Below are 12,914 nucleotides of genomic sequence, written 5' to 3' on the forward strand. Positions count from 1 at the left end.
TTGCGAAGATAAAAAACTTGGCTCGCTTCTCATCCTATAAAACGTGCTTTACCACGGATAATTTTCTATAAGCATCGGAATTACCATACCAATAACCACTGCAGATATGAACATCATCCAGTCTCTGCGAGAGAACCTGAAAATGGTTTGGCAAATGAAGCCTATGATCAATACGATAAGCGTGATGATGATCTGCGCTGCTTCAATACCCAAAGCAAATTCTGCCAGCGGCAAGAGCTTGTTAGACGTATGCGCGGTCAATTGCTCAAAAAAGCCGGAAAAGCCCAACCCGTGTATGAGGCCGAAGAACAAGGCGGTGATCAACAGTACACCCAGTTTGTCTTTATTGGCTCCTCTCCCTGCGGTAAACACATTGTACAAAGCGGCGATAAAAATGGTCACCGGTATGAGCCACTCGACCAGTCCCCGGTTGATGCGCACCACCCCATATACCGCAAGCAGCAGCGAGGTCGTGTGTCCCAGGGTAAACAGGGTCACCATCAACAATACCCGGCGCCAATCTTTAAAGACATAAGGAACCGAAAGTACAATGAGAAATAAAACGTGGTCGTAAGCAGTGTAATCTAAAACGTGATCTAAACCAATTTTGAAGTAGAACCAAAAATCTGACATAAGGGGAACTTAGTATTTTCTCAAAACTACAATTATTTCCCAAAGTTGTACTGTTAAACGTTAAACTATGTCTAAACAGAAATCGCAAAAATGCCGGCTTTTGTAATTTAAGCCTTAAAAGAATTGACTATGCCTCGTATCGCCGCTGTTCTTGTTGCTTTTTTAATGCTTAGCCTGAGTGTAGGTTGTAAAACCGTACCCGCGTTGACCACTGCCAAAACTACACTTCCCAACGCCCCGCAGTACACCTATATCGATACCCGTGGCAACACCTATAATTTGAGTACTAAAAAGCTGATCTACGATCCGGTTTCGGCAGATAATACGATTGACGGACTCGACGATGAGGGCCGGCATCTGGAACTGAATATCGAACTCAACGATTATACTAAAATGGCTGCGGAATGCGAGCGTCAATTCAACACCACCCAAAAAGAACTACCGGCCAATTATTCCGGCTACGTGATCCCTACGCTTACCCGCAAAGACAGCATTGAAACCCGCAGTATCGACTTGAGCATAAAAGCGGTAGACGAACTCGACTATGTCATTAGACCCTTTCTAGGCGATGAATAGTCCTAAAAATCCCATACTTAAGCAAGGCTACAGGCTGTTTATCTTTTTGAAAAACACCTACCTCGCCTGGGACCGTAACGATCCCTTTGCCAAGAGCGCCATTATTGCTTATTACACCTTATTCTCACTGCCTTCCCTGCTGATGATCGTCACCAGTATCGCCAGTGCTTTTGTTGGCCCGGAAGCCGTACAGGGACGTATTCATGATGAGATCGCGCGTTTCATCTCGCCCGAAGTAGCCATTGCTATTGAACAAATGATAGGAAAGGTCACGGTAGAGAACGACAACTGGATCACGCTGATCATCAGCATTGCCGCACTGATCTATGGTGCGACAGGGGTTTTCTTTCAGATGAAGAAAACCATGAATACCATCTGGAACGTCACCGAAAAGAAATCAAACTTTAAGCGGATGCTCATCAACCGCGCCATTGCTTTTGGGATGGTGCTCGTGCTGGGCTTTATGCTGCTTGTGGCCTTTGTGATCACCGTACTACTGAATTTACTAACCGATTACCTCTCTCAATTTGCGCCGTCGATCACCGTCGTCTTTGCCGATGCCTTGCGTTTTCTCATCTCGTTTCTCTTTATCGCCTCGCTGTTTGCTGCGATATTTAAAATACTCCCCGATGTCAAAATGGGGTACAAGACCACCGTCTTGGGCGCTAGCATTACCGCGATCCTGTTTCTTATAGGGGAAAGCATTTTGGGCTACTACTTTGCCAGCAGCAATCCCGCCTCAGTATATGGGGGCGCTGCTTCTATCGTATTGATCTTGCTTTGGGTGAATTACACCTGCCTGATCCTGTTCTTTGGTGCTGAGATCACCGTGCAGTATGCGATCGCTAAAAAACATAAGATCGTTCCCAACAGCCACGCCAAGCTTGCCCATACCGAAGAGATGGAAGCCTTACGCAAAAAACAAAAGCAAGTAGAAGCCGATAAAAAAAAAGCAATAAAATTAGCCACCAATCCTGAAGAGTCTAACACCCCTTAATCGGCTTTACGCAGCAAACACACATAGACCGGAAAGTGGTCGCTATAACCGCCGGTATACTTTCCGTTAGCAAAACTTCTAAAGGGATAGCCTTTGTAGGGACCTTCGGGCGTTTGTAAAAAGCGCTTATTAAAGATCCCGGCTTTATAGTATTGAAAGTGTTCATAATCCCGTTGCAGCCAAGCCGCAGAAAGCAAGAGCTGATCAAAAAGATTCCAGCTGTCGCGATACGCGAGAGTGCCTTGTCCGCGTTTAGCCATCCGCTCCATAGGGTTGTAGATCTCTTGAAGCCCTACCTGCTCCGGGCGGGCTTTGGTCTTTAAGATCTTTTTGAGGCTTTTATCTTTAGGATCATCATTAAGATCGCCCATACTGATGATCTTGGCATACGGCTCTTCACTCAAAATAGAATCGATGATGCGTTTGTTAAGCGCTGCTGCTGCCATACGTCGCGGTCGCGTAAGTGCTTCTCCTCCACTGCGCGACGGCCAGTGATTGACCAGAATATGCATCCGTTCTCCGGCAAGATTTCCGCTTACTAAGAGTTGGTCGCGGGTATAGATCCGTCGGTTTTCACGCTCCGGATCGTAAAGTTTGAGTTCGTATACCTTACTGCTCACCACCTGAAAAAGCTTAGGATCGTACAACAGCCCCACATCGATCCCCCGCCGGTCTGGCGAGTCGTAATGCACGATCCCATAGTGGCTTTGTTTCAGTGGAGTTTGATTGACCAGATCTTCTAACACCTTGCGGTTCTCGATCTCTGCCACCCCCACAAGTGCCGGGGCGGTGGTTGCTTCCGGCGGACCGATTTGCGCGATCACCGAGGCCATTTTCAGCAGCTTATCGGCATAGATCTCCTGCGTCCAACGGTCCTTGCCTTCGGGCGTGCGGTCGTCATCAAAGGTGATGGGATCGTTTTCGGTATCAAACAGGTTTTCCAGATTGTAAAAGGCCACCGTAACCAATTGGTATTCTTGCTTTTGCATCGCAAAAATGCACAGCATCGGGTTAACTAGGAGCACCCACAACACCTTTAATCGAATATTTCGCATAACACACCTAAAATCAGATCGTTAAGTTACATTAAATTCTAATTTAGAACATCCCTCCCCCGTAAAACTAGTTCTAAACCTGCTGCTATGAAGAAGTTTACGCTCTTTATCTGGATGCTGGGGAGTGCCTCGCACCTGATCGCACAACAGGTGAGCATCCGTGGGACGGTAAAAGATGTGTCTACGGCTGCCCCGCTTCCGCAGGTGGAGGTACGCATCCTCACCACGCCACTGCAAACCACTACCGATGAGACCGGAAGCTTTACCTTATCTCCGGAACTCGCACCGGGCAGCTACCAGCTCGAACTGCGTAAATCGGGTTACCTCGAGCTACACCTTCCCATCACGATCACGCCCAATACACCCATCGTTTTTGATTTTATCCCGATGGAAATCGATCTGGCAGAAGCCAATGAAAACCTAACGCGCATCAGCCTCTCTGATGTACAACTGAACAGCGATGACGCACTACAGGATAATGTGATTTCGGGATTGCTCGGCGCCACCAATGATGTATTTAGCAATGCGGCAGCTTTTGATTTTAGCGCTACCTTTTTTAGACCGCGTGGGCTGGACAGCAAATACAGCCGGGTACTCATCAACGGAATCACCCTCAACAAACTCAACAGCGGGAGACCGCAGTGGAGCAATTGGGGCGGACTCAACGATGCGATGCGGAATCGGGAATTCAGTATGGGGTTTACGCCTTCGGCCTATAGCTTTGGCGCGCCTGCCGGAGCCTTGCATTTTAACATGCGCGCTACCGCCTACAGACCCGGGGGTCGCATTTCGTATGCAACAGCAAACCGCACCTACACCGGCAGGGTGATGGGCAGCTACAACACCGGGATGACCAAATCTAATTGGGCCTTTGCGGTTTTGGCTTCCCGACGTTTTGGGCAGGAAGGCGCTATCGCCGGGACCTTCTATGATGCCAACAGTCTGTTTATCGCTGCTGAAAAACTGCTTTCGGAAACGCACAGCATCAATCTCGCACTGCTTTACACCCCCAACCGCCGCGGAAGAAGTACCGCACTCACCCAGGAAGTGATCGACCTGAAAGGAGCAGACTACAATCCCAACTGGGGCTACCAGAACGACACACCCCGTAACGCCCGCAACCGGGAGATCGAAGAACCCCTGGCAATCGTATCGCACTATTGGAAGTGGAACGACCACAGCAGTCTCAATACCAATCTTGCCTACCAGTGGGGAACTACAAAAAATTCGCGCATCGACTATACCGGCAATACGCTGGTCATCAATCCCAATGGCCAGGAAAGTTTTATAGGCGGCGCCCGCAATCCCGCACCTAACTATTATCAAAAATTACCTAGTTATTTTCTCAGGTTTGAGAATCCCACGGCAGCCCAATACCAGCAAGCCTATCTCGCCGAACAGGCATTCATGGAAGATGGCCAACTCGACTGGCAGGCCCTGTACCGCGCCAATCAAACCGCCACGGCAAGCGGACTCAACAGCATTTATGCCGTGCAGAACGATGTCACTAAAGACCACCTGTTTAAAGCTTCAAGCCTGTTGAAAAGCCGATGGTCTGAGCAGTATGAGCTACAAGCAGGGGTTAGCTTCACCCACCTCAACAGTGAGAACTACGCAGAGCTAGACGATTTATTGGGTGGCGCGGCCTGGCTGGATATCGACAGCTTTGCGGAGGATGACAACACCACCGGTGGTGACCTCGCTCAGAGCGACCTTCAACACCGAAATCGCCTCGTGGGTATTGGTGATGCCTACAAATACCGTTACGGCTTAGTGACCCGGGAAGCTGCTGCCTTTGCACAACTTGAAGCTACCCACAAACATCTGGATTGGTATTTAGGGTTGCAGATACAAAACACAACCCATCGCCGCGAAGGCTATTATGAAAACGGATACTACCCCGGTGACGCTTCTTTGGGACGCAGCGCATCGGTAGATTTTACGACCTATGGTGCCAAAGCCGGCCTTACCTACAAGCTCAACAGCAAGCATTTTCTGCAGGTCAATTCGGCAGTGCTTACCCAGCCCTTACCCACACAAACCCTGTTTACCAATGCCCGGCAAAACAACGCAAGCATCGCAAGTCCCGAAGCAGAGCGCATCCTCAATCTGGATGCCAGCTATATCTTTAGAGGTAATGCCTTCAAAGCGCGGCTCACGGGATATTATCTCAACTTCTCCAACGGAAGTGAAGTCTCCTATTTCTATACCCAATCGATGCAAACCCCTTTGATCGACCAAGGTAATGCGCTGGTACAAGAGGTCACAACCGGCATCGGTAGACAAAACCTGGGTATTGAATTGGGTGCTTCGTATCAGGTGCATCCTACGCTAACGTTTAAAGCGGCAGCAGCTGTAGGACAGTATCGGTATACCAGCGATCCACAGGTATATTACACAACCACTTTAGCCCCAGAGCCCATACGCTTTGGGGATGGTGCTGTACAACTCACCAACTACCGGGTGGCGGGAGGTCCCGAGCAAGCCTATCAATTAGGCTTTGATTACAGAGATCCCGATTTCTGGTGGTTGGGCGCAAGCGTGAATCGGTTTTCAAACGCGTATGTAGATGTGAGTTATTTGAGGCGTTCGGGGGCTTTTGCAAGAGCCGGAGACGGACAGCCTTTAACTACCTATGACACCAATACTGCACGTGAGCTGTTACAGCAAGAACAGTTACCGTCCTATTACCTGGTCAATCTGGTAGGCGGTAAATCCTGGCGGGTCAAGCAGTATACCTTTGGATTCTTCGGGCTGATCAACAACGCGCTCAACACCCGCTATAAAACCGGTGGTTTTGAAGATTCCCGCATCGGTGATTATCAAAAACTCACCGAAGAACGCTCCCGGCAAACTCCGCTTTTTGGAAACCGGTATTTTCTGGGATACGGCACCACCTTTTATCTCAATTGCTATGTACGCTTTTAAACCGTTCGCTTTCGCGAAAGCAAAAAAATAAGTCTTATGAATGCAAAACCTATACTTCTCGGTCTTTACGCATGTTGCCTCTGCGGATGTATCACTCAGGAATTTGAAGTTCCAGAAACCGAAGCGACTACCGTAACTCCCACCGGCACCGAAATAGCACTCAACGCCGTACTCAACAGCTTAAGACAAAGCAGCGAACCTGTGGTAAGCTTTGAAGCCACAGACACCTATTTTACCGGTTATGTGATAAGCAGTGATGTGGCCGGTAACTTTTATCACGAACTCCTCTTGCAGGATGCACCAGAAAACCCAAGTAGTGGCATTACGCTGCAACTCAATGAAAATGCCTTGTACACTACCTATGAGCCGGGCAGAAAAGTCTATGTGTATGTAGACGGGCTAGCCATCACTACAGAAAATGGCGTCATGCAACTGGGGATTAGAGACGGCAATGGCATCACCGATATTCCGGGCAGTCTTATCAACAGTCACGTTGTGCGGGACGCTGAAGTAGCCGAACTGGTTCCGTTACCGCTTTCCATTTCGCAGTTTTCTGAAGCTTATGAGAACGTATTGATTCAGCTCGATCAGGCGCAGTTTAGTCAAAGCGAGGTTCTGGGTGCCTTTCCCAAAACCTTTGCCGGAGAAGTCACCGATGCGTTTGATGGCATTCGCCTTTTAGAAACCTGCGACCCCCGTGGCAGAACTTTGGTAAGCACCAGCACCTTTGCCAGTTTTAAGTCGGTTGCACTTCCGTCAGGAAAGGGAAGTATTAGCGGTATTCTGAGCAGAGACTTTTATGACGATTTCTACATCCTACGCATCAACACCACTCAGGCGATCGACTTTTCAAGTGACGACCGCTGCGATCCCGAAGTATATGGATGCGGACAAGCAACAACCGAAGGGGAAACACTTCTCTTTACTGAAGATTTCAGTGAACAATCCCGCAACAATCCTATTGAAGGCAACGGCTGGACCAATTATATAGAATACGGGGTACAAGCTTGGGAAGCCTACAACGCCAGCGGAACCAATTCCTCACAGGGCGTTTCTGCGCGTATCGATTCGTACCAGTCGGGAGACGCCTTGAGTGTGTGCTGGTTGATCACTCCGGCTATTGATCTGGCCAACAATACACAGGTGCGACTGCGTTTTGAAACCAGCAGCAGCTTTGCAGATGGCAGTGACCTTGAGGTGCTTTTCAGTACCGATTGGGATGGAGACCCAACGACCGTTACGCAAGCCCGGTGGCAGTTGTTGCGCGACGCCTTTGTGATACGCGATCAGGATTTCTTTGGCGATTGGTACAGCAGCGGAATCGTGAACCTCTCCTGCACTCCTGCAGAAACAGGATATGTTGCCTTTAAATATACCGGCAGTACGCAGGAAGCCTTTGACGGCACTTACCAACTGGACAACATCAGCATTACCGCCGACTAAATAATAAAATGTTATTTTTAGGAAACTAAAACCGACACCACTTGATCAAAACTACCCTACTCAGTTTGCTATTGGTTTGTTTAATCGCCTGTAGCTCTAAAAATGAAAAAGCAACACCTCAAGCGCAGTTCACCGATGAGCAAGCCCAGTTGATTATGGCTGCAGATTCTGCCACGCCGATGCGTGTTTTTAAGATCACTAAAGAAAGTGACTCGCTTTTACTGCGCACGCCCAGTGAAGCAGTAACCGTAGACCCTAAAGACACGGTGCTGATGAACCTCATCGATCGTATGTATACCACGGTGCGCGACAGCCTCTCGCTGGGTGCGGGTATTGCCGCTCCTCAGGTGGGTATCTTAAAACGCATCGCCTGGGTACAGCGCTTTGACAAAGAAGGCTTCCCTTTTGAAGTGATCATCAATCCTGTGATCAAACAATACTCTAAGAAAAAACAAGATTGTCCTGAAGGTTGTTTGTCGATTCCCGGCAGACGCGACACCCTCTCTACACGAGCGTATGCCATTCTCGTGGAATACGATAAGCCCGACGCCTCGCACGAGATCGAAATGGTAGAAGACTTTACAGCGGTGGTGTTTCAACATGAGATCGACCATTTGAATGGGATTCTCTATCTCGATCATTTAAAACAAGAGATCAAAGACGCCGAAGGCTTAATGACCTTAGATACGCTCAGCAATTAAAATACCGGGTATCAGGTATTTAAAACAATTCAAATTAATGCTAATATCACCTAAACTAATAAAACTTATAACTTATGGAAACTCAGACGCGATTTAGTCCGTTAGAAGCGGCTCCGGGACTAATTTACCTTGGATCTAAAGCTAAAAAATACAAACAGGTTGTCTACGCCTCGCAAATCTACGGTAGCTTTTTCTTAGTTAACGGAACCTTCAGTACCGAACCCAGTAGCGAAGAAGGATATCAAACAATAACAACAGTTGAATTTGAACTGGTCAATTACAAAGGGCTTTTCAACATAGGACTTGAAGATGTAAGCTTTGACGAAGCTAAGAATTGCTTTCATTTACATCTTGAAGCCCTTTCAAATGCTACAAAAAAAACCGTGAAAAATATCAAAGTTGATTGTAGCAAAGATTTATACTTTATTCGTGAGTTAGCTGAAATTAAAGATGCATTCAAAAAAGGCGTTCACGACGATGAGTTTTTCTACAGAGATGGTGCGTATACGGCCAGACGCATTCCACATCATACTTTAGAAATGGACCAAGCTGAAGATATCGTTAAATGTATTGAAGGCACTTCTTCTACTACAAGCTCTGAGAAAGCAGGCTTTGCTCCGGGAAAACGCTGCATGATGTCTGAATTGAAAATTTTGATTTAATGCGTATAAGGCTGCCCGGACTTCTGTTGTTCTTTTGGTGTAGCCTGGCGTTAGGGCAGCACACCGACCTTTCCAAGTACGATGCGTATTTTCAAGCATTAAAAGCCTTGGAGCATCAAGAAGCGCTATCGCATTTGGAGCGCATCGACGACACTCAATATACGCAGCCGCTTGAGGTTTTTGCCCAACTCACCTACGAAGGTTTTTTGGGCAATTCTAAGCGCTATCAAGCGGATTGTGTCGTGCGCACCAGTGACGATCCCTTTTTAAATGCAGTGTACCTACTGAATACCGGGTATTATAAATTTTACTTTTTACAAGACCGTACGGCAGCCTATCCGCATTTTTATTCAGCACTAGAAAGTGCTAATGAAACAGCGTATGCTCCCTTGCAGCGTCGTGCCCTGCGTGCCATCTTACAGTATTTTCATCATGAGATCGCGCGCAACAACAACAACTATGAGGTGTTTCTGGATCAATACCAGAAGTTGATCGCAGACATTCACGATCAGGTGTATTTTCAGATCTATGAGGTTATTTTCTATTCTTCAGAGATCGACATCAAATCGGTTTATCATACCAAAGCCGCCCTGCTTGAAGGCTTGATCGCCCAGCTGGAGCCCGACTGTAAGCTCCTGCCTAAACTCTATCTGGAAGTAGCCTTGTTTTATGAATTGCGCGAACAGTACGATCAGGCAGCACTGTATTATCAAAAGGTCTTTGACGAAGGAAAAGACCTCCCGTATTACAACGACAACAGGTTTTCTGCCATTACCAAATTGGCTTACATCCAACATCTCAAGGGCAACTCTGAACAAGCGCTTGAAAAACTGAAAGAGATCACCTGCTGTTTCAATCCGCAAGATGCGTTAAAGAACACCTTTTTTGTAGAGTACTATACTTCTATGTTTTATGAAGGTATGGGAGCAGACTCGCTGGCGCTGGCGCATTATAAAACCTATGTAGAAGCCGGGCACAATATCAACTTTAGAGACAACTCACTAGAGATCTCCCGACTTCAGGTAGAATTAAAAGCTGAAAAAAATGCTAACGCACTTCTTGAAGAAAGACAAGCTAAAAAACGCTTTCTGTTCATCGCCGGAGGTTTAAGTATCCTCTTGATCATAGCAATTGTAATCGCCTATTTAATACTCAACAACAGTAAAAAAAGACGCAAACTGGCCGAGCAGGAAAGCGAGTTAGAAAAAGAACGCGTGGCCAATCTTTTAAAAGATCAGGAACTCGCCAGTATCGACGCAATGATCGCGGGACAAGAAAAGGAACGCACCCGTATTGCCGGAGAACTCCACGACGATCTTGGCGCTTTGATGACCAATGTGCGTATGCATTTTGAATCTTTAAAAGCCTCTCAGGCCCCCGACCTGTTTGATAAAACCGACACCTTGCTGCAGGAAGCCTATCAAAAAGTACGCAGTATTGCCCACGCAAAAAACTCCGGAGTGATTGCCAACCAAGGCTTATTGAAAGCGGTTAAAGATCTGGCTCAAAAAGTATCGCAGCTCAACGGGCTCGAAATACAAGTGGTACATCACGGCATGACCAACCGACTTGAAAACAGTCTCGAACTGAGTATTTTCAGGATCATTCAAGAGCTCATTACCAATATTATAAAACACGCACAGGCCAAAACAGCAACCATCCACTTGATCAATCACGGAGATTCGCTCAATATCATGGTTGAAGACGATGGTCTAGGATTTAATCCACAACACATAAGTGCGCGCAGCCAGGGAATGGGCATCAGCAGCATAGACAAACGTGTAAATCACCTTGACGGCAGCTTGACTATTGAGTCGGCACCCGGCGAAGGCGCCACCGTCATCATAGACATACCCATATGATACGTATCGCAATAGGAGAAGATCATCAATCCTTAATCGACGGCATTGCGCTTTTGATCCAGGATATAGCACATATTCAACTGGTGTGCAGCGCTACCAACGGTTTAGAACTGGTAGAAGCCGTACGCAAACATCAACCGGATGTGATCATTACAGACATAAGAATGCCCAAGATGGATGGGATTCAGGCTACCGAAATCATCAAGAAAGAGTTTCCTAAGATCGCCGTAATTGCCTTTACAATGTTTGACCAGCAAGATGCGGTACAGCAAATGCTTGATGCCGGAGCTTCGGGATACATTCTAAAAAACTCCAGTTTACAAACCTTAAAAAACGCCATAGAAACTGTAGCTGAGGGAACGCCTTTTTTTGATTCTCAAATTGATCTAAGGGCTTTTGAAGAAAATCACAGCGCAACCTCCAAAAGCGGTTTACTTACCAAGCGCCAACTCGAGATCCTTCGCCTTATCGCTCAGGGAAAAACCTCTCGGGAGATCGCAGACGAATTGTTTATCGGGGTGCATACCGTAGACACGCACCGTAAAAACATGATGCGTATTCTCGAACTCAAAGGAAAAGGTGAACTGCTTCGGTATGCACTCGACCGAAAATATGATTTTTAAAATCCCGGTCAAACGTAGCTGATGCTACTCAAGAATACCCCTTATCCGGTATTTAATTCGGTTTTTCATTTCGCTAGCTTTGAACCTATTAATCTTAAAACTAGTCCTTTGAAAAACATTACATTTCTTTTTTTAACTGCTTTCAGCAGTCTTTCGCTTACTGCACAAAACTATATTGGGCATCGCATAGACAACTATTCTGGTATACATGGCGTGATGTACAATCCGGCTTCGGTTTTTGACTCAAGGATGCGCGCAGATATCAACCTGATCTCTTTTGGCGTTTCCGCAGGAAACGATTATGCCGGTCTCAATCTAACGGAGTTAGGCTCTGGGGAAGAAGGTTTTGATTTTGAAGAAGAAGTGAATCAAAACCCAACCGATGCCAATAACTTCTATATCAATACTGATGTGATGGGACCTTCATTTATGTTCAATCTTTCTCCTAAAAGCAGCATTGGCCTGATTACCCGTGTGCGTGGAATGTTCAACATCAACAACATTAGCGGGACACTATATGAGAACGTCACCAATGATTTTGACACCGAGCAGGATTTTGATTTTGCTATTGAAAACTTAAGCGGAACCGCTCATATTTTTGCAGAAATAGGAGTCGCCTATGGAAGACAATTGCTGAATAAAGAACAACACTTTTTAAAAGGTGGAGTCACCTTGAAATACCTCAACGGCGCCGGCGGACTCTTTATTCATAGTCCTAATTTAAATGGAAGCTATAATGCTGCTCAGGAAACACTCACTACAACAGGAAGCTTAAACTATGGCACCACTGTAGATTTTGACAACGAAGACATCAGCTTTGAAAGTCTGTCTTCGGGCTTTGGGGCCGATGTAGGTTTTATTTATGAATTCCGTCCTGAAACTCAGGATATGAGTTTGCGCAGTCAAAACAAATACAAACTGAAACTGGGTGTATCTATTACAGACTTAGGTGCTTTACGTTATGATGAGAGTACCATCAATCACTATGAAGTCACCGGAACGGTAAACACGCAAGAGTTTGAAGACGAAGATGTAGAAACCGTTTTAGATGAAAACTATACAGGCACCGAAACCCTGGAAACGGTAAAACTGAGCCTGCCTACCGCCTTGCACCTAATGGCCGATTATCATTTGAAGAATAAATTTTACGTAAACCTACAAACTTCCTTATCGATGATCTCTAACACGCAAGAGCGCGCAAATCGTATTACCAATAGCCTCACGCTTTCTCCAAGAATCGAGACCAAGTGGTTTAGCGCCTATATGCCGCTAAGTATACGTCAATATGCCGGTTTTTCGTGGGGTGTAGGGCTACGTGCCGGGCCTTTTACTCTAGGTTCTGCTTCTGCTTTAAGCAATTTGATGTCAAGCAATTCTAAAGCTGCAGACGTCTATTTAGGTTTAAAAATTCCAATATATCAATAATTAAAATTA

At 46.5% G+C, this 12,914-nt stretch carries 11 protein-coding genes; 9 read left to right on the top strand and 2 right to left on the bottom strand.

What is annotated here, in order from left to right; all coding sequences use genetic code 11:
- Window positions 1–48: 48 nt before the first annotated feature.
- A complete protein-coding gene (locus MED217_RS16640) occupies window positions 49–633 on the bottom strand; it encodes a HupE/UreJ family protein (RefSeq protein ID WP_009781724.1) in 585 nt (194 codons plus the stop codon).
- 129 nt (window positions 634–762) lie between these two features.
- On the opposite strand from MED217_RS16640, the gene MED217_RS16645 reads away from it, so the two are divergent.
- Window positions 763–1,209 carry a hypothetical protein gene (locus tag MED217_RS16645; protein WP_009781725.1) on the top strand — a complete coding sequence of 149 codons (447 nt, stop codon included), beginning with the start codon at window positions 763–765 and terminating at the stop codon, window positions 1,207–1,209.
- The gene (locus MED217_RS16650; RefSeq protein ID WP_009781726.1) at window positions 1,202–2,206 is read left to right on the top strand and encodes a YihY/virulence factor BrkB family protein; all 1,005 of its coding nucleotides are present in this window, start codon (window positions 1,202–1,204) and stop codon (window positions 2,204–2,206) included. Before MED217_RS16645 ends, MED217_RS16650 begins: the two co-directional genes overlap by 8 nt.
- Here the strand turns inward: MED217_RS16650 and MED217_RS16655 are convergent.
- Window positions 2,203–3,261: an endonuclease/exonuclease/phosphatase family protein gene (locus MED217_RS16655; RefSeq protein WP_040533006.1), complete on the bottom strand. Its 1,059-nt coding sequence runs from the start codon at window positions 3,259–3,261 to the stop codon at window positions 2,203–2,205. The genes MED217_RS16650 and MED217_RS16655 overlap by 4 nt on opposite strands.
- A gap of 87 nt (window positions 3,262–3,348) precedes the next feature.
- On the opposite strand from MED217_RS16655, the gene MED217_RS16660 reads away from it, so the two are divergent.
- The 7 genes from MED217_RS16660 to MED217_RS16690 all read left to right on the top strand — a co-directional run bounded on the left by MED217_RS16660 (window position 3,349) and on the right by MED217_RS16690 (window position 12,905).
- A complete protein-coding gene (locus MED217_RS16660) occupies window positions 3,349–6,189 on the top strand; it encodes a TonB-dependent receptor (RefSeq protein ID WP_009781728.1) in 2,841 nt (946 codons plus the stop codon).
- 36 nt (window positions 6,190–6,225) lie between these two features.
- Entirely contained in the window at window positions 6,226–7,632 is a 1,407-nt protein-coding gene (locus MED217_RS16665; protein WP_009781729.1) for a DUF5689 domain-containing protein, read from the top strand.
- A 41-nt stretch (window positions 7,633–7,673) separates the two neighbouring features.
- Window positions 7,674–8,333, top strand: coding sequence for a peptide deformylase (locus MED217_RS16670; protein WP_009781730.1), 660 nt, complete (start codon window positions 7,674–7,676; stop codon window positions 8,331–8,333).
- Window positions 8,334–8,407: 74 nt separating this feature from the next.
- Window positions 8,408–8,995: a hypothetical protein gene (locus MED217_RS16675; protein WP_009781731.1), complete on the top strand. Its 588-nt coding sequence runs from the start codon at window positions 8,408–8,410 to the stop codon at window positions 8,993–8,995.
- Window positions 8,995–10,857: a sensor histidine kinase gene (locus MED217_RS16680; RefSeq protein ID WP_009781732.1), complete on the top strand. Its 1,863-nt coding sequence runs from the start codon at window positions 8,995–8,997 to the stop codon at window positions 10,855–10,857. The genes MED217_RS16675 and MED217_RS16680 overlap by 1 nt, the downstream gene beginning before the upstream one ends.
- Window positions 10,854–11,480, top strand: a complete 627-nt coding sequence (locus MED217_RS16685; RefSeq protein ID WP_009781733.1) for a response regulator — start codon at window positions 10,854–10,856, stop codon at window positions 11,478–11,480. The genes MED217_RS16680 and MED217_RS16685 overlap by 4 nt, the downstream gene beginning before the upstream one ends.
- 108 nt (window positions 11,481–11,588) lie before the next feature.
- Complete coding sequence (locus MED217_RS16690; RefSeq protein ID WP_040533787.1) at window positions 11,589–12,905, top strand: DUF5723 family protein; 1,317 nt, start codon at window positions 11,589–11,591, stop codon at window positions 12,903–12,905.
- Window positions 12,906–12,914: the final 9 nt, after the last annotated feature.

The organism is Leeuwenhoekiella blandensis MED217 (assembly GCF_000152985.1).
GTDB classification, from domain to species: Bacteria; Bacteroidota; Bacteroidia; order Flavobacteriales; family Flavobacteriaceae; genus Leeuwenhoekiella; species Leeuwenhoekiella blandensis.